Source organism: Oryzibacter oryziterrae, from assembly GCF_021864535.1.
GTDB classification, from domain to species: domain Bacteria; phylum Pseudomonadota; class Alphaproteobacteria; order Rhizobiales; family Pleomorphomonadaceae; genus Pleomorphomonas; species Pleomorphomonas oryziterrae.
Map to the genome: position 1 here is coordinate 497,918 of NZ_JAKJIC010000001.1, position 17,333 is coordinate 515,250.

The window sequence follows — 17,333 nt, forward strand, 5'->3', positions numbered from 1 at the left end:
AATTGTGCAGCGACTAAATATGAACCTCGAAATAATCGAGGACGCGAAATGGCTGCAGTCAGTGGTGTGTCGGTCATGGAGACGAAGTCCGTTCAGGATGCCGGTGAAACTCTGTCGGGGTTGCTTTCGGAGCCCCGCCGGCGCCGCATTCTCGAATGGATCCAGGAGGAAGGAGCTGCCCGCGTTCGCGAGCTGGCGGTTGCCTTCGGCGTCTCCGATGCCACGATCCGCCAGGATCTCGAGCGCCTCGAAAACGACGGCTATATTACCCGCGAGCATGGCGGGGCGTTTCTAAACCCGCAGCCGGCTCAGGTGGGCACCATGGTGCTGCACCATCAGGAGAACATGGACAAGAAGCGCCGCATCGGCGCGCTGGCCGCGAGCCTGGTTCATGACGGCGAGACGCTGATCCTCGACGCCGGCACCACGACGACCGAAATCGCCATGCGCCTGACGACGCGGCGCAATCTGACGCTGATCACCAATGCGCTGAACATTGCGATCATCCTCGGCGCCAATCCGACCTTTGCCGTGCACATGCCGGGCGGGCACTTCAAGTCGCCGACGCTGTCGCTGTCGGGCGACAAGTGCGTGGAATATTTCACCAATGTCTTCGCCGGCAAGCTGTTCCTGGCGACCGCCGGCGTGGCGCTTGACGCTGGCCTCACCTATCCGAGCTTTGCCGACCTGCAGCTCAAGGAAGCGATGATCAAGGCGGCGGCGCGGGTCTATCTGGTGGCCGACTCCACCAAGATCAACAAGACGTCCTTCACCCGGCTCGGCTCACTGGACGTGATCCATTCCTTCATCACCGACGACGGCATTTCCGACGCCGACGCCAAGGAATTCGAGCGGCGCGGCATCGAACTGCTGATCGCGAGCTGAGCGCCTTCGTCACACTTCCAGTTTCAGACTGATGCGATCGGCCGAAAAGCGCGTGCGCGAGCATTGAACGGGCTTGCCGTCGGGATCGACATTGATGGCGCGCGCTTCCAGCACGATGGCGCCGGGTGACAGCTTGAGGAGATCGCGCTCGCGCGCGTCGGCGTGGCGGGCGGAAATCTCGGTGCTCTTGCGCAGATAGTCGGGCAAACCGCAGGCGATGAAGGCCTTGGTGATCGAGCCGGTGGCCTCGATATGCTCGGCCATGGCCGCGAAGCGGTCGGCAGGGAAGAAATGCTGCGAGCAGGACACCGCCCGCCCGCCGGCAAAGCCGACTTCCTCGATTTCCACGCAATCGGCGCCCTCTGGCAGTTCCAGCAATCTGATCACGTCGTTGGAGGCGGGGTGCGTCCCTGAGGCGACGACGCGGATATGCACGGCACCGGCCTGGCCGCCGATGCCGGCGGAGAAGCGCGTGCGCTTGGAGATCGGCAGCGTCAGCTTGTCACGGCCGAGAATGGTGGTGCCGTGGCCCTGCACCGTTTCCACCAGTCCCTCCTCTGCCAGAAAGGCCACGGCGGCGCGAACCGTATGGCGGTTGACGCCGAAGCGCGCCGCAAGATCGAAGGCGGGCGGCAGCATGCCGGTTTCGTCGAACTCGCCATCGGCAATGGAAACGCGGATGCGGTCGGCAATCTGCCGCCAGAGCGCTACGCCGGAGTGTCGTTCCACCGATTTTGCCACCGTCATGTCACCTCGCTGTCACGTTCGGTCTCTATATGTAATTCCGCTGTGTAGTTGTCTAGAATAATAGACAACATCGAAAACCGCAAGAGAGTGCGATGACCGCCATCGAAGCCGCTTCAGCCGATCTATCGTCGGCCCAACATGAGCGTGCGCGCCGCCTGGCGCTGCTGGCCCGCGCCAGCCGCGACGAGCTTGAAGCCGCCTGGGCCGCCCTGCCCGTCCAACCGTCGGTGACGGCGCTGCGCGGGCCGGAAACCGGTCTCGTGATGCTGCGTGGCCGCATGGGCGGGGATGGCGCGCCGTTCAATCTCGGCGAAGCCACCGTCAGCCGCGCCTCCGTGCGCCTCGGCGACGGCAGCGTCGGTCATGGCCAGCGCCTCGGCGGCGATCGGCAGGCCGCCCGTCTGTCGGCCATCTTCGACGCCCTGGCTGAAGGCGGCGACCGCGTGGCGGTCGATGCGCTCTGTGCCGCAATCGCGGCCCGGGTCGAGGCGGACGCAGCGCGCGAGGCAGCAGAGACGGCCGCGACGCGCGTCAATTTCTTCACCCTGGTGCGAGGAGAGGACTGATGGACGCCTCCACAAGCCTGACCGGCGGCTTTGCCGATCCCGTCTTCGCCGCCCAGTCGGTGTTTCGTGCCGTGATGGACTGCATGGCGCGTCCGGGCACGATCGGCACCATCGGGTCTGAAGCGACGGCACCCGGCGCGCTCGGCGCGGCGCAGGCGGCCATTGCCCTGACGCTGTGCGATGCCGATACGCCGGTGTGGTTCGCCGATACCCTCGCGAGCCCTGCCCTCTCGGCCTGGCTGGCCTTTCACACGGGTGCATCGGTTGCGCCCGACCCGACGACGGCGAAGTTCGCCTTTCTGGGGCTCGGCGGCGTGCCGCATCCCGATTTCCCGATCGGCACGCAGGATTACCCGGACCGCTCGGCCACGGTGGTGATCGAGGTCTCCGGGTTTGAAGCGGGTGAGCCTTTCACCCTCTCCGGTCCCGGCATTGCCGGAACGCAGCCCCTCTCCGTTGCCGGCCTGTTCCCGGATTTCCGGACCTTCTGGCAGGCGAACCGGGCGGAGTTTCCGCGCGGGATCGACCTGATCCTCACCGCCGGTACGCGGCTTGTCGCCCTGCCCCGGTCCGTCCGCATTCTCGATTGAAGGAGCTGAGCCATGTATGTGGCGGTGAAGGGTGGCGAGAGCGCCATCGAAAACGCCCATCGCCTGCTGGCCGACCGCCGGCGCGGCGATCGCAGCCTGCCGGCGATTACCGAAGCGCAGATCGTCGAGCAGCTGTCGCTGTCGGTCGACCGGGTGATGGCCGAGGCTTCGCTCTACGATCCCGGTCTGGCGGCGCTTGCCATCCGCCAGGCGCGCGGCGACATGATCGAGGCGATCTTCATTCTGCGCGCCTACCGCACGACGCTGCCGCGTCTGGCGGTGAGCCGGCCGGTAGACACCGCTGCCATGCGCATTGAGCGGCGCATCTCCGCCACCTACAAGGATCTGCCCGGCGGCCAGCTCTTGGGCCCGACCTTCGACTATACGCACCGGCTGATCGATCCGGCGCTGGTGGGCGAGCCCGACGTTCCCGAAGCGGCTGTGGCCGAGGTTACCGGAGAGCCGGTGATGCGGGTCGCCGACATTCTGGCCCACGAAAGCCTGATCGAGCTGGAACCGCGCGTTGACGCCGAGCCCGGCGACATCACCCGCGAGCCGACCGAGTTCCCCATGCCCCGCGCCGAACGGCTGCAATCGCTGGCGCGCGGCGACGAGGGCTTCCTCTTGGCGCTCGCCTATTCCACCCAGCGCGGCTATGGCCGCAGCCATCCCTTCGTCGGCGAGATCCGCATCGGTCTCGTCGAGGTGGAGATCGACGTGCCGGAGCTCGGCTTTGCCGTGTCGCTCGGCGAAATCCGTCTCACCGAATGCCAGATGGTCAACCAGTTCAAGGGTTCGGCGGAGAAGCCGCCGCAGTTCACCCGCGGCTACGGCCTGGTCTTCGGTCAGAGCGAGCGCAAGGCCATGGCCATGTCGCTGTGCGATCGCGCTCTGCGCGCCGCCGAGTATGGCGAGGACATCACCGCCCCGGCGCAAGACGAAGAGTTCGTCATCTCCCATTGCGACAACGTGCAGGCGACCGGCTTCGTCGAGCATCTGAAGCTGCCGCATTACGTGGACTTCCAGGCCGAACTTGGCCTCGTCCGCCGCCTGCGCGCCAACTATGACGCCGCGCGCGCCGCCGAGCCGGAAGACGACAGTTTCGAGGAGGCCGCCCAATGAGCGCCGTGACCATGAGCGAAGCCGGCACCAACTTCGCCTATCTCGACGAAGAGACCAAGCGGATGATCCGCCGGGCCATCCTGAAGGCCATCGCCATTCCCGGCTATCAGGTACCCTTCGCCAGCCGCGAAATGCCGATGCCCTATGGCTGGGGCACCGGCGGCGTGCAGGTGACGGCCGCCGTCATCGGGCCGGACGATGTGCTCAAGGTGATCGACCAGGGCGCCGACGACACCACCAACGCCGTGTCCATCCGTGCCTTCTTCCGCAAGGTCGCGCGCGTTGCGGTGACCACGCATACGGCGGAAGCGACCGTCATCCAGACGCGTCACCGCATTCCCGAGCACCCGCTAATCGAGGGGCAGATCCTGGTCTATCAGGTGCCGATCCCCGAGCCCCTGCGTTTCCTCGAGCCGCGCGAGACCGAGACGCGGACCATGCACGCGCTTGAGGAATATGGCCTCATGCACGTCAAGCTCTACGAGGACATCGCCCATCACGGCCGCATTGCCACCTCCTACGCCTATCCGGTGAAGGTGGCCGGGCGCTATGTGATGGACCCCTCGCCGATCCCCAAGTTCGACAATCCGAAAATGCACCTGTCGCCGGCGCTGCAGCTGTTCGGCGCCGGCCGCGAGAAGCGCATTTATGCGATCCCGCCGCATACGGACGTGCGCAGCCTCGATTTCGAGGACCATCCCTTCGAGATCCAACGCTTCGACGAGCCCTGCGCTCTCTGCGGCGCCCGCAATGTCTATCTCGACGAGGTGATCCTCGACGACCGCGGCGGGCGCATGTTCGTCTGCTCGGACACCGACAATTGCGAAAGCCGCCAGGCCGACGCCCAGAAGGAGACTGCGGCATGAGCGAGGGACCGCTTCTGATCGCCCGTGACGTCGGCAAGAATTACGGCAACCGCATCGGCTGCACCGACGTCTCCTTCGACCTCTGGCCCGGCGAAGTGCTGGCCATCGTCGGCGAGTCCGGCTCGGGCAAGACCACGTTGCTCAACTGCCTGTCCACCCGGCTCAATGCCGATCGCGGCACCGTCACCTATCGCATGCGCGACGGCGTGGCCCGCGATCTCGCGGCCCTCGGGGAAGCTGAACGGCGTTTTCTCATGCGCACCGACTGGGGCTTCGTGCATCAGAACCCCGCCGACGGCCTGCGCATGGGTGTCTCGGCTGGCGCCAATGTGGGTGAACGGCTGATGGCGGTCGGCAACCGACACTATGGCCGCATCCGCCATTGCGCCGAGGATTGGCTCAACCGCGTGGAAATCGATGTCGACCGCATCGACGATCGCCCGCGCGCCTTTTCCGGCGGCATGCGCCAGCGGTTGCAGATCGCCCGCAACCTCGTCACTTCTCCGCGCCTCGTGTTCATGGATGAGCCGACCGGCGGCCTCGATGTGTCGGTGCAGGCGCGCCTGCTGGATCTCGTTCGCGGTCTCGTCCGCGATCTCGGCCTGTCGGTGATCATCGTCACCCATGACCTCGCCGTCGCCCGCCTGCTGTCGCACCGCATGATGGTGATGAAGGAAGGCCGGGTGATCGAGCAGGGGCTGACCGATCGCGTGCTCGACGACCCGCGCGAGCCCTATACCCAGCTTCTCGTTTCCTCCATCCCGCAAGCCTGACGGAGACCCGCGATGACCCTGCCTCTCTCCGTCCGCGACATTTCCAAGTCCTTCGTCATGCACCTGCGTGGCGGCATCGAGTTGCCGGTGTTCTCCGGCGTGTCCTTCGATGTGGCAACCGGCGAATGCCTGGTGCTCGGCGGCCCCTCCGGCGTCGGTAAGAGCTCGATCCTGAAGATGCTCTACGGCAACTATGGCGTCGACGGTGGTTCGATCCTGGTGCGCCATGGCGAGACCGTCGTCGATCTCGCCCGGGCCGAGCCGCGCGAGGTGCTCGACGTGCGCCGGGCGACGCTCGGCTATGTCAGCCAGTTCCTGCGCGCCATTCCGCGTGTCTCAGCCCTCGAGATCGTGGCCGAGCCGCTGGTGGCGCGGGGTACCGAGCGTCAGCTTGCCCTGGCACGGGCCGGCGAGTTGCTGGCCCGGCTCAACTTGCCGCGCGATCTGTGGCACCTGCCGCCGGCCACCTTCTCGGGCGGCGAGCAGCAGCGCGTCAACATCGCGCGCGGCTTCATCTCCGATCACCCGATCCTTCTGCTCGACGAACCCACCGCCTCGCTGGATGCGGCCAACCGCGCCGTGGTCATGGCGATGATCGAGGAGAAGAAGGCGCGCGGCGTGGCGCTGGTGGGCATCTTCCATGATGCCGACGTGCGCGACCGCGTGGCGAGCCGCATCGTCGATGTTTCCAGCTATTCCCTGAGAGGAGCCGCCTGATGGCCACCCGACTGTCCGAGACGCCCCTCATTCACCCGACCGCCCGTGTCTCCGACGATTGCCGTCTGGGGCGCTATACGGAAGTGGCCGAGGGATGCCGCATCTCCGAGACCGAACTCGGCGACTATTCCTATGTGATGGAATGCGGCATGATCTGGTGCGCCAGCATCGGCAAGTTCGCCAACATCGCCGCCTCGGTGCGCATCAACGCCACGCGCCACCCGATGGAGCGCGCCAGCCTTCACCATTTCACCTATCGCGCCGGCGACTATTGGGACGACGCCAGCCACGAAGCCTCGTTCTTCGACTGGCGCCGTGAGAACCGGGTGACCATCGGCCATGACACCTGGATCGGCCATGGCGTCACCATCCTGCCTGGCGTCACCGTCGGCAACGGCTCGGTGATCGGCTCCGGCGCCGTGGTCAGCCGCGACGTGCCGCCCTACACCATCGTCACCGGCGTCCCTGCCCGCCCGATGCGCGAGCGCTTCCCGCGCGCCATCGCCGAGCGCCTGGAAGCGCTTGCCTGGTGGGACTGGAGTCATGAACGTCTGCGCGAGGCCCTTGAAGATTTCCGTGGTCTCAGCATCGAGAAATTCCTGGAAAAGCACGCCGCTTAGGCGGGTAAATACTTGAGATCGACACGAAAGTGACATCTCGACGGAATAAGTTAGGTACACAACAAAGATAACTCTGCAGGGGCGTCGCGAAAGATGTTTGAGATCAACAATGTGTCTCGACATTTCGGCAAGAAGATTGCCGTTCAGGATGTCAGCTTTACCATCCCCGAAGGGCAGATGGTTGGCGTGATCGGCCGCTCCGGCGCCGGCAAGTCGACGCTGCTGAGGATGATCAACCGCCTTGCCGACCCCACGTCCGGCACCATCCGCTTCGGCGGTGTGGAAGTGTCCGCCCTGAAGGGGGAAGCGCTCAGGCGCTGGCGGCGCGAATGCGCCATGGTGTTCCAGCAGTTCAATCTGGTGCCGCGTCTCGATGTGCTGACGAACGTGCTGCTCGGCCGCCTCAATCACCGTTCGACGACACTCAGCATTCTCTCCATGTTCACCCGGCACGAGCGGATCATGGCCATTGCCGCGCTTGAGCGCCTCGGCATCGAGCAGACGGCGCTGCAGCCGGCCGGCACGCTGTCCGGCGGACAGCAGCAGCGCGTTGCCATCGCCCGCGCCCTGATGCAGGAGCCGCGCGTGATCCTCGCAGACGAGCCGATCGCTTCGCTCGACCCGATGAATGCCAAGGTGGTGATGGATGCGCTCGCCGACATCAACAGGCGCGACGGCATCACCGTCATCACCAACCTGCATACGCTCGACACGGCCCGCGCCTATTGCCAGCGCATCATCGGCATGGCCGAGGGACGCGTGGTGTTTGACGGCTTCCCGCAGGAACTGACGCCGGAGGTGGTGCGCTCCATCTACGGCGTGCAGGACGATTTCGACGAACAGATGACCTCGACATCCCTGAATTTCGCCCCCGTGCCCGGTCACATGCCGGCGCCCGGTCTGGCGATGACCACGGCGATGGCCGCCGTGTAACGGGGCGGCTCTCCGCCCCAACCTGATGACAACACAAGCCTTTCAGCGCGCAGAGCCCTTTGGCGGTTTTGCGAAGGGATCCGCTTTGCGCGCTCGTCCGCCCGCGACAAGGGCAATCCATGACCCCGTTCCAGCCGGAAGCCCCGGCGGACCCAGGAGACAGACATATGTTGAAGAAAGCTCTTTACGCTGCCGCCGCCCTCTGCGTCCTCGCCGGCTCTGCCGTCGCTGGCGATCTCAAGGAGTTCCGCATCGGCATCCTCGGTGGCGAGAACGAAGCCGACCGCCTGCGCAACTTCAAGTGCCTGCAGGACAAGCTGCCGGCCGCCATCGGTGTCGACAAGGTGTCGCTGTTCCCGGCCGCCGACTATGACGGCGTGATCCAGGGCCTGCTCGGTGGCACGCTCGACGAAGCCGAACTGGGCGCCTCGGGCTTTGCCAAGATCTACCTGACCAAGCCGGAAGCCGTGACCCCGGTGCTCACCACCGTGCAGACCGACGGTTCCAAGGGCTATTACTCGCTGATGGTCGCCCGCAAGGACAGCGGCATCAAGACGCTGGCCGACCTCAAGGGCAAGAAGCTCGGCTTCGCCGATCCGGACTCCACCTCGGGCTACCTCGTCCCGATGGTGTCGCTGCCAGAGCAGCTCGGCATGCCCGTCAAGGACTTCTTCGCCTCGACCGGCTTCGGTGGCGGCCATGAGAACCTCGTCCTCGAAGTCATGAAGGGCACCTTCGACGCTGGCACCACCTTCGGTTCGGGCGTGGGCGACTTCAAGGCCGGCTACACCTCCGGCAACCTGCGCAAGATGGTCGACAAGGGCGAACTGAACATGGATGACGTGGTCGAGCTGTGGCGCTCGCCGCTGATCCCGAACGGCCCGCTCGTCGTCCGCAACGACCTGAACGCCGACGTCAAGGCCAAGTTCGTCAGCTTCATGAAGGACCTGCCGAAGACCGATGCGGCCTGCTTCCAGGCCATCGAAGGCGGCGATTTCGCCAGCTTCGTCGACGTGAACGTCGACTTCTATTCGACGATCATCGCCGCCCGCAAGGCTGCCATCGGCAGCTGATCGCAGGCGATTGCCAGACATTGGCCGGCCGGGATCTTCCCGGCCGGTTTCATTGAAGGGAAGCCATCAGGACATGCCGACACAGCTTTCAGATCGTACGGCGCAGATCGAACGGCACTGGCAACAGCTCGCCCGCCAGCGACGCATTGCCACCGCGCTCGGCCTCGGCGGCCTTTTGCTCGCTGTGGCGCTGTCGCTGTGGTTCGCCAACGAGACGAACTCCGGCAAGTTCTTCGACCGCCTGCCCTATTTCTTCGACTTCGCCAAGGATCTGGTGCCGCGCGACTGGCTGGAAGTGCCCCGGGCCCTCTTCGATCTCAAGTCGCCCTATGACGACGGGTCGATGAAATACAATTATCCCGATGGGCGCCACTATCTGTCGTCGGATCTCTATGTTCCCGAATATTTCGACCAGATGGCGATCACGCTGAACATCGCCCTGCTGTCGACCGTGCTCGGTGCCATGTTCGGCCTGGTGCTGTCCTTCCTGGCGGCCAGCAACATGATGCCCAATCCGATCGTGCGCGGCGCGGCCCGCCGCTTCATGGAAGTGGTGCGCGCCTTCCCCGATGTGGTGATCGCCGGCTTCTTCCTGTCCTTCCTGAGCGTCGGCCCCATGCCGGCCATCGCGGCGGTGTCGATCCACACGATCGGCGCGCTGGGCAAGCTGTTCTATGAAGTGGTCGAGAATGCCGACATGAAGCCGGACGAGGGTCTGAAGGCCGTCGGCGGCAGCTGGATCGAGCGGGTGCGCTTTGCCTTCCTGCCGCAGGTGCTGCCCAACTTCGCCAGCTATTTCCTGTTGCGCCTCGAGATCAACGTGCGCATCTCCACCATCATCGGTGCCGTCGGCGGTGGCGGCATCGGCGAGCTCTTGCGCCTCTCCATCAGCCAGGGGCATGGCGCCAAGACCATTGCCATCGTCTCCCTGCTGTTTGCCACCATCATCGCCGTCGACCAGTTCTCGGCCTGGCTGCGCCGCCGGCTGGTGGGCGAGCAAGCCTTCGTACCGGCCACATGAGGACGACCACCATGATCGCGCTCAGCCCCGCCGAAGTCGACGCTCTCGTCGCCCGTCATCCGCATGTGGTCCGCCCGCGTCGCTGGGTCGTGTGGCGCCTGCCACTCTTTCTTGGCTGTCTCATCGCCTATCTGATGTTCTCCTGGTGGTATTTCGCCATTGGGCAGGTGCTGGCCACCTCCAACTGGCAGCTGGCCGGCGGCTATCTGATCCAGTGGGTGACCTATGAGAACCGCCCCACGGTGACCATCGACGCTGATGGCGCCATGCATGTGGACTTCCCGCGCTTTGATCCGATCGGCCCCAATCCCAAGCCGGCCTGGATGACGCTCGATCGCGTGCAGATGCAGCGCCATGTGGCTCAGGCGCCGGCTGTGACGACCGCAGCGCCTGCCGGCAATGGCTTCATGACTGGCGGCTTCATGGCGCCGGAGCCCTCGGTGGCCGCTACGCCAGCAGCTCCGACCGCGCCGACCTCCCGCCTGGAAGAGGTGGTCTCGCGGGCCGAGATCCGCATGACCTCCGACAGCACGATCACCGTCACGCCCGAGACGATCACCGTCACACGCGGGGCGGAGCGGATCGAGGTGCCCGTCACCCATGCCGATCTCGTAAGGGCGCTCGGTGCCCTGCCCGCCTGGGCCGAGCAGAAGCGCGTCGAAGACCGCATCATGGTCAGCTTCGGCTTTGCCGGCTGGGCCGCGATCGACGGTCACTCGGTGGTGGTGCACAAGCGCTTCCTCGGCTGGGCCAATTTCCTGTTCGATACCGACAGCGCCTTCTTCGGCAAGTCGGCCGGCGAGGTGATCTCGCTGATCGCCGGCGGCGAGCGCCTCGACCCAAGCCAGAGCAACCTGTCGCTTGCCATCAACGACATTCTCTACAATCCGTCCTGGCAGCATCTCGACGTCTGGACCAAGCTGCTCGAGACCATCGTGATGGCCTTCATCGGCACGCTGTTTGCGGCGCTCCTGGCCTTTCCGCTGAGCTTCATCGCCGCGCGCAACATCACGGCCAACCGTCCGGCCAACCAGATCACCAAACGCTTCTTCGACTTCCAGCGCTCGGTCGACATGCTGATCTGGGCTCTGTTCTTCACCCGCGCCTTCGGCCCGGGGCCGATCTCCGGCATGGCGGCGATCTTCTTCACCGACACCGGATCGCTCGGCAAACTGTTCTCGGAAGCGCTGGAGAATATCGACAGCAAGCCGCGCGAGGGCGTCACCTCGGTCGGGGCTGCGCCGGTCGCGGTGCATCGCTTCGGCGTGCTGCCGCAGGTGCTGCCGGTGTTTGTCAGCCAGACACTGTATTTCTGGGAGTCGAACACCCGTTCGGCCACCATCATCGGCGCCATGGGCGCGGGCGGCATTGGTCTCAAACTTTGGGAGTCCATGCGCACGCACACAAATTGGCCCAACATCTTCTACATGGTGTTGCTCATCATCGGCACCGTGTTCATCTTCGACACCATCTCCAATGCCCTGCGCAGCCGTCTCATCGGCCGCCAGGCGCACTGAGTTCCAGCCTCAAGAGAGCCCCTCATGCCCAGCGATCTCAACTTCCAGCTCGCCAATGCCCGCGTCGTCCTCGAAGATCGCATCGTCGACGGTGGCGTGATCGTGCGCGACGGCCGCATTGCCGAGATCTACGAGGGCAAGAGCGCCACCGGCACCGACTGCCACGGCGACTATGTGATCCCCGGTCTCGTGGAGCTGCACACCGACCATCTGGAAGTGCATTATGCTCCCCGTCCCGGCGTGCGCTGGGATACGCTGGCCGCCATCCAGGCCCATGACGGCCAGGTGATCACTGCCGGCATCACCACGGTGTTCGATTGCCTGCGCATGGGCTCGGACGAGGACGGCGGCTTTGCCCCCGGCGAAATGCGCAGTCTGGCCGACGGGCTGCATCAGGGTCGCGACGAGGAGCGTTTCCGCGCCGACCACATGATCCACCTGCGCTGCGAGGTATCCTCGGCCGATGTGCTCGATCACTACGAGGAGTTCCACGGCGACCCGCTGGTGCATCTGGCGTCGCTGATGGACCATTCGCCCGGCCAGCGCCAGTTCCAGAACATGGACCAGTACATTCTCTATTATCAGAAGAAGAAGGGCCTGTCGGACGAGGCCTTCGCTGCCTTCTGCGCCAAGCGGCAGGAGATCTCGGCCAAGTATTCGGCCAAGCACCGCGATGCCATTTCCGCCGATTGCGCCAAGCGCGGCATTGCGCTTGCCTCCCACGACGACGCCACCGTGGCGCATGTGGAGGAATCCGTCGGCCATGGCGTGAAGATTGCCGAATTCCCCACCACCATGGAAGCGGCGCGGCATTCGCACAGCTCCGGCGTTTCGGTGCTGATGGGCGCGCCCAACATCGTGCGCGGCAAGTCGCATTCGGGCAACATTGCCGCCGCCGATCTGGCCAAGGCCGGGGTACTGGACGTGCTGTCGTCGGACTATGTGCCGGTCAGCCTCATTCATGCGCCCTTCGTGCTGGCGGACAACGGTCTCGATCTGACCCGCGCGATTGCCATGGTGACGTCGACCCCGGCTCGCTCCGTCGGTCTTCAGGATCGCGGCCGTATCGCCGAAGGTTTGCGCGCCGATCTGGTGCGCGTGCGCCGCAAGGCCGGTGCGCCGGTGGTGCGCGCGGTCTGGCGCGAAGGTCATCGGGTGGCGTGATGCTGCATGTCGTCGCCAACCACATGGGCGCGATGATTGCCGTGGTCGGTGCGAGCGGCGTGGGCAAGGACACGGTGATGTCCTACGCCGCGCGCCGTCTGGTCGGCCAGGACAACGTCGAGTTCGTCCGCCGCGTGATTACACGGGCGGCCGACGCGGGCGGTGAGGCGCATCTGGCCGTATCAAGGGAGCGCTTCGACGAACTCGCCGCTTCGGGCGCGTTCGCCGTGCACTGGCTGGCGCATGGGCACGGCTATGGACTGCCTTTGTCCACCATGGACTCCCTCAGAGCCGGCAGGTGCCTGATCGCCAACGGCAGCCGCGCCGCCCTGCCCGCCTTCGTGGCGGCCTATCCACGCCTGCATGTGCTGATGATCACGGCGAGCCAGGATTGCCTGCTGTCGCGCCTGTCGGCGCGCGGGCGCGAGAGCGTCGAAGAGATCAAGGCGCGGCTCGCGCGGCCGGAACCGCCGATGCCGGCGAGCCTGACGATCCACACTGTCGACAATAGCGGGGACCCGGAGGTTGCAGGGGAAGCCGTCCTGGCCCTCATTCGGCAGATCGCCGCGCTCGATTGATTTTTCTAAGCTATTTTGGGCTTTGCATGACACTGATCAAGGCAAAGCTTGACGTCTCGTCCATGTTTGGCTCTCTCTGATTGATCAATTGGCTGGCTCGGGCGAAAATATTGCCCGGCTAGTGTGGCGGTCTGTAATCGCGACAAGCGATTTCCGGGGTGACAGATCCGCCCAATTCAGATCACGTCCATCCGGGGGGAGACGATGAAACTAACCAGCTTTTCCAACTATTGCATGCGGGTGCTGATGGTTGCGGCGGCTCGTGGTCCGGTGCTGACCACCATTCGGGAAGTGTCGGCCAGTTTCGGAATCTCGGATGCGCATGTGGTGAAGTGCGTGCACCAGCTCGGCAGCTGGGGGTATCTGGAGACCGTGCGGGGCAACAAGGGCGGCTTCCGGCTCGCGGTGCCCGCCGCTGAGATCAACGTCGGCGCCATCATCCGCCGGACCGAGGAGGCCTTCCTGATCGTGGAGTGCTTCGACGCCAAGTCCAACATGTGCCGGCTCATCGATATCTGCAAACTGCGCCTGGCGCTGATCAAGGCAACCGAGGCCTTCTTGAGCGTGCTGGACGACCTGACGCTGGCCGAGTTGACGGCGCACGGAACCGACATTCTCGAAGCCATCAGGTTGGCGCCGGTGTCCAACCGCGCCCAGTGCGAGTTCGTCGCGCAGCCCGGTTGAGGTCATGGCACCTTTGTATATTAGGGATGCCTAAATATAGATTGACGATAAATGTTTGCGGATCTATGACTCCCCTGACTTTCTGGTGAGCCCGACGCGCTCGCGACTCGCCGGACGCGAGGCGACAGGATCATGGCTGCCCATCACTGCGACCTTCCCCAGCTTTTCCGCTCCCATTCGAATGCTGTCCCATGCTGTTTCGGCAGTACAGCCATTCGCATACGTGTGTTCACTTAAGGACCATATGGGTATCCACTTCGTTCATTAGCGAATGACAAGTGACCATCAAGAAATGTTGTTTTGGAACTTGTCTAAAGTCAAAGCATAGATTTTGACAAATGATAATATAGTCTCGCGGTGAGTGTCGCGCATTTGCAGAAAAGCCAAATGCGCAGTGCGAGTCTGCTTAAGCAATAAAAACAGTCGATAGTCCTCTGCTTTCAAATCTGAGGACGTATTGGGAATGATTGACGTTGGAAACTGCCATTTCCAGCGACGGGATCGTTTTGTCGAAATTCCTGGAGCCCCGACTGAGGTTGTGGCTTCCGGTCAATTCGGAGAGGGCCAGTATCATCATGATGGATCAGACATTCGTGGAATTGTCGCGATGGCAATTTGCCATCACGGCCATGTACCACTTCCTCTTTGTTCCCCTGACGTTGGGTCTGACCTGGCTGCTGGTGATCATGGAGACCGTCTATGTCATGACCGGCAAGGAAATCTACCGGGACATGACCAAGTTCTGGGGCAAGCTGTTCGGCATCAACTTCGCCCTCGGCGTCACCACCGGCCTCACGATGGAATTCGAGTTCGGCACCAACTGGTCCTATTACTCGCATTATGTGGGCGACGTGTTCGGCGCGCCGCTGGCCATTGAAGGCCTGATGGCCTTCTTTCTGGAGTCCACCTTCATCGGTCTGTTCTTCCTCGGCTGGGACAAGCTGAGCAAGCGCCAGCATCTCGGCGTCACCTTCATGACCGCCATCGGCTCGAACCTGTCGGCGCTGTGGATCCTGGTGGCCAACGGCTGGATGCAGAATCCGGTCGGTTCGATCTTCTCCCCCGACACCATGCGCATGGAAATGCAATCCTTCGCCGAGGTGCTGTTCAATCCGGTGGCGCAGGTCAAGTTCGTGCATACGGTGGCCGCCGGCTATGTGACGGCCTCGATGTTCGCGCTCGGCATTTCCTCCTGGTACATCCTGAAAGGCCGCGACCTCGCCTTTGCCCGCCGCTCCTTTGCCGTGGCCGCCGGCTTCGGTCTCGCCTCGGTGCTGTCGGTGATCGTCCTTGGTGACGAGAGCGGCTATGAACTTGGCGACGTGCAGAAGGTGAAACTCGCCGCCATCGAGGCGGAATGGGAGACCCAACCCGCGCCGGCCGATTTCACCCTGATCGGCTTCCCCTCGCAGGAGACCAAGAGCACGGCCGCGGCGATCAAGATCCCCTATCTCATGGGCTTGATCACCACGCGTTCGCTCGACAAGCCGGTCCTGGGTCTCAACGACCTCGAGGCCCAGCATGAGCAGCGCATCCGCTCCGGCCAGATCGCCTATGCCGAGCTGCAGAAGATCCGCGCCGGCGACGCTTCGCCCGAGACGCGCGCGGCTTTCGACGCCCATGCCAAGGACATCGGCTATGGCCTGCTGCTCAAGCAGTTCGTCGAGGACCCGGCCACGGCCAGCGAAGACCAGATCAAGGCGGCCGCCGCCAGCACCATCCCGACCGTCTGGCCGTTGTTCTGGGCTTTCCGTTTCATGGTGGGCTTCGGCTTCCTGATGCTTTTCATCTTCGGTGCCGCCTTCTATCTCAATGCCGCCAAGAAGCTGGATCGTAACCGCTGGATCTACCGTCTGGCGCTCCTGGCCATCCCCCTGCCCTGGCTGTCGAGCGAACTGGGCTGGTTTGTCGCCGAGTTCGGCCGTCAGCCTTGGGCGATCGGCGAGGTGCTGCCGACAACGCTCGCCACATCAAGCCTGACGTCGGGCGATCTCATCTTCTCGATCGGCGGCTTCGTGACGCTCTACACCGGTCTGCTGATCATCGAGATGTATCTGATGTTCAAGTTCGCCCGTCTCGGCCCGTCGTCGCTCGGCACTGGCCGCTATCACTTCGAACAGGGCGCCGTCGCCCACGCGGCTGAATGAGGACAAGCCATGTTTGACTATGAAATCCTGAAATTCATCTGGTGGATCCTCGTCGGTGCGCTGCTGATCGGATTTGCTATCACCGACGGCATGGACATGGGGGTCGGCTCTCTGCTGCCCTTCGTGGCCAAGACGGACCAGGAACGGCGCATCGCCATCAACACGGTCGGCCCGCATTGGGACGGCAATCAGGTCTGGCTGATCACCGCCGGCGGCGCCATCTTCGCCGCCTGGCCCATGGTCTATGCTGCCGCCTTCTCGGGCTTCTACATGGCGATGCTGCTGGTGCTGTTCGCCCTGTTCTTCCGCCCGGTGGGCTTCGACTATCGCTCCAAGCTCGAAAGCCCCAAGTGGCGCAATGCCTGGGACTGGGGGCTGTTCGTGGGCGGTGCCGTTCCGGCGCTGATCTTCGGCGTTGCCTTCGGCAACCTGTTGCAGGGCGTGCCCTTCCAGCTCGACGAGCTGCTGCGCTCGCACTATCAGGGCTCGCTGCTCTTCGCGCTGATCCCGCTGCTCAACCCCTTCGCCCTGCTGGCCGGCCTGATCAGCCTGGCCATGCTGACGGTGCATGGGGCGATCTGGCTGCAACTGCGGGCTTCCGGTCCCGTGGCCTCGCGGGCGGCGACCATCGCCATCCGGCTGGCGCCGGCGGTGACGGTGGCCTTCGCGCTGGCGGGCGTCTGGCTGTGGTATGGCTTCGAGGGCTATCGCATCGTCTCGGAGCCGGCGCACAACGCGCTGCCGAACCCGCTTGCCAAGGAAGTCGTTCGCGCTTCCGGCGCCTGGTTCGACATCTACCGCACGCTGCCGATCGCCATGATCGTGCCGGCGCTCGGCCTGGCGGGGCCGCTGCTGACGGCGCTGCTGGCCATGGCCAAGCGTCCGGGCCTTGCCTTCGTGACGTCGGCACTGGGCATGACCGGGATCATCGGCACGGCGGGGCTCTCCATGTTCCCCTTCGTGATGCCGTCCAGCCTCGACCCGAAGTCGAGCCTGACCATCTGGGACGCCTCGTCGAGCCATTTGACGCTCAACGTGATGTTCTGGGCCGTGGTGATCTTCCTGCCGATCGTGCTCGCCTACACCGTCTGGTGCTACGCCCGCATGTGGGGCCGCGTCACCGCCGAGGAAATCGATGCCCGTTCGCATCAGGCTTATTGAGAGGAGTTTGACCCCATGTGGTATTTCGCGTGGATCCTGGGCGTGACGGCGGCGGCTGCCATCGGCGTCATCAATGTCATGTGGTACGAGTTCCAGGACGAACTCGACCGCAACGGCGGCCCGAAAGCCTGACGGGCCTGCCCGATTGAGAAAGGAAGGGCCGGCGCAG

The 17,333-nt window shown here is 64.3% G+C and carries 19 protein-coding genes; 18 read left to right on the plus strand and 1 reads right to left on the minus strand.

Going from position 1 to position 17,333, the window contains the following annotated elements:
• The first annotated feature begins 48 nt into the window (after nucleotides 1-48).
• The gene (locus L2I41_RS02245) at nucleotides 49-885 is read left to right on the plus strand and encodes a DeoR/GlpR family DNA-binding transcription regulator (RefSeq protein WP_237151867.1); all 837 of its coding nucleotides are present in this window, start codon (nucleotides 49-51) and stop codon (nucleotides 883-885) included.
• Nucleotides 886-894: 9 nt separating this feature from the next.
• Here the strand turns inward: L2I41_RS02245 and phnF are convergent, their stop codons facing one another.
• Nucleotides 895-1,632: a phosphonate metabolism transcriptional regulator PhnF gene (gene phnF / locus L2I41_RS02250; RefSeq protein WP_237151868.1), complete on the minus strand. Its 738-nt coding sequence runs from the start codon at nucleotides 1,630-1,632 to the stop codon at nucleotides 895-897.
• Between the two features lie 92 nt (nucleotides 1,633-1,724).
• Between phnF and phnG the strand changes: the two genes are divergently transcribed.
• The 17 genes from phnG (at nucleotide 1,725) to cydX (ending at nucleotide 17,296) form a co-directional block, all read left to right on the plus strand.
• Nucleotides 1,725-2,198, plus strand: coding sequence for a phosphonate C-P lyase system protein PhnG (phnG, locus tag L2I41_RS02255; RefSeq protein ID WP_237151869.1), 474 nt, complete (start codon nucleotides 1,725-1,727; stop codon nucleotides 2,196-2,198).
• Nucleotides 2,198-2,788, plus strand: a complete 591-nt coding sequence (gene phnH, locus L2I41_RS02260) for a phosphonate C-P lyase system protein PhnH (protein ID WP_237151870.1) — start codon at nucleotides 2,198-2,200, stop codon at nucleotides 2,786-2,788. The genes phnG and phnH overlap by 1 nt, the downstream gene beginning before the upstream one ends.
• Before the next feature lie 12 nt (nucleotides 2,789-2,800).
• Complete coding sequence (locus tag L2I41_RS02265) at nucleotides 2,801-3,910, plus strand: carbon-phosphorus lyase complex subunit (RefSeq protein ID WP_237151871.1); 1,110 nt, start codon at nucleotides 2,801-2,803, stop codon at nucleotides 3,908-3,910.
• Between the two features lie 11 nt (nucleotides 3,911-3,921).
• Entirely contained in the window at nucleotides 3,922-4,776 is an 855-nt protein-coding gene (locus L2I41_RS02270) for an alpha-D-ribose 1-methylphosphonate 5-phosphate C-P-lyase PhnJ (protein WP_237151914.1), read from the plus strand.
• Nucleotides 4,773-5,549 carry a phosphonate C-P lyase system protein PhnK gene (phnK, locus tag L2I41_RS02275; protein ID WP_237151872.1) on the plus strand — a complete coding sequence of 259 codons (777 nt, stop codon included), beginning with the start codon at nucleotides 4,773-4,775 and terminating at the stop codon, nucleotides 5,547-5,549. Before L2I41_RS02270 ends, phnK begins: the two co-directional genes overlap by 4 nt.
• Before the next feature lie 12 nt (nucleotides 5,550-5,561).
• Nucleotides 5,562-6,266, plus strand: a complete 705-nt coding sequence (gene phnL, locus L2I41_RS02280) for a phosphonate C-P lyase system protein PhnL (RefSeq protein WP_237151873.1) — start codon at nucleotides 5,562-5,564, stop codon at nucleotides 6,264-6,266.
• Nucleotides 6,266-6,886, plus strand: a complete 621-nt coding sequence (locus L2I41_RS02285) for an LbetaH domain-containing protein (RefSeq protein ID WP_237151874.1) — start codon at nucleotides 6,266-6,268, stop codon at nucleotides 6,884-6,886. Before phnL ends, L2I41_RS02285 begins: the two co-directional genes overlap by 1 nt.
• A gap of 93 nt (nucleotides 6,887-6,979) precedes the next feature.
• On the plus strand, nucleotides 6,980-7,819 hold the full coding sequence (gene phnC / locus L2I41_RS02290; protein ID WP_237151875.1) for a phosphonate ABC transporter ATP-binding protein: 840 nt from the start codon (nucleotides 6,980-6,982) through the stop codon (nucleotides 7,817-7,819).
• A 167-nt stretch (nucleotides 7,820-7,986) separates the two neighbouring features.
• A complete protein-coding gene (phnD, locus tag L2I41_RS02295; protein WP_237151876.1) occupies nucleotides 7,987-8,892 on the plus strand; it encodes a phosphonate ABC transporter substrate-binding protein in 906 nt (301 codons plus the stop codon).
• A 73-nt stretch (nucleotides 8,893-8,965) separates the two neighbouring features.
• Entirely contained in the window at nucleotides 8,966-9,913 is a 948-nt protein-coding gene (phnE, locus tag L2I41_RS02300) for a phosphonate ABC transporter, permease protein PhnE (protein ID WP_237151877.1), read from the plus strand.
• Between the two features lie 11 nt (nucleotides 9,914-9,924).
• A complete protein-coding gene (gene phnE, locus L2I41_RS02305) occupies nucleotides 9,925-11,430 on the plus strand; it encodes a phosphonate ABC transporter, permease protein PhnE (protein WP_237151878.1) in 1,506 nt (501 codons plus the stop codon).
• A 24-nt stretch (nucleotides 11,431-11,454) separates the two neighbouring features.
• Complete coding sequence (locus tag L2I41_RS02310; protein WP_237151879.1) at nucleotides 11,455-12,594, plus strand: alpha-D-ribose 1-methylphosphonate 5-triphosphate diphosphatase; 1,140 nt, start codon at nucleotides 11,455-11,457, stop codon at nucleotides 12,592-12,594.
• Nucleotides 12,594-13,172: a phosphonate metabolism protein/1,5-bisphosphokinase (PRPP-forming) PhnN gene (gene phnN / locus L2I41_RS02315; protein WP_237151880.1), complete on the plus strand. Its 579-nt coding sequence runs from the start codon at nucleotides 12,594-12,596 to the stop codon at nucleotides 13,170-13,172. The genes L2I41_RS02310 and phnN overlap by 1 nt, the downstream gene beginning before the upstream one ends.
• Before the next feature lie 204 nt (nucleotides 13,173-13,376).
• Nucleotides 13,377-13,856: an RrF2 family transcriptional regulator gene (locus L2I41_RS02320; RefSeq protein ID WP_237151881.1), complete on the plus strand. Its 480-nt coding sequence runs from the start codon at nucleotides 13,377-13,379 to the stop codon at nucleotides 13,854-13,856.
• A 578-nt stretch (nucleotides 13,857-14,434) separates the two neighbouring features.
• Nucleotides 14,435-16,003, plus strand: a complete 1,569-nt coding sequence (locus L2I41_RS02325; RefSeq protein ID WP_390633730.1) for a cytochrome ubiquinol oxidase subunit I — start codon at nucleotides 14,435-14,437, stop codon at nucleotides 16,001-16,003.
• A 9-nt stretch (nucleotides 16,004-16,012) separates the two neighbouring features.
• A complete protein-coding gene (cydB, locus tag L2I41_RS02330; protein ID WP_237151883.1) occupies nucleotides 16,013-17,164 on the plus strand; it encodes a cytochrome d ubiquinol oxidase subunit II in 1,152 nt (383 codons plus the stop codon).
• A 15-nt stretch (nucleotides 17,165-17,179) separates the two neighbouring features.
• Complete coding sequence (gene cydX / locus L2I41_RS02335; RefSeq protein ID WP_237151884.1) at nucleotides 17,180-17,296, plus strand: cytochrome bd-I oxidase subunit CydX; 117 nt, start codon at nucleotides 17,180-17,182, stop codon at nucleotides 17,294-17,296.
• The last annotated feature ends 37 nt before the right edge of the window (nucleotides 17,297-17,333 follow it).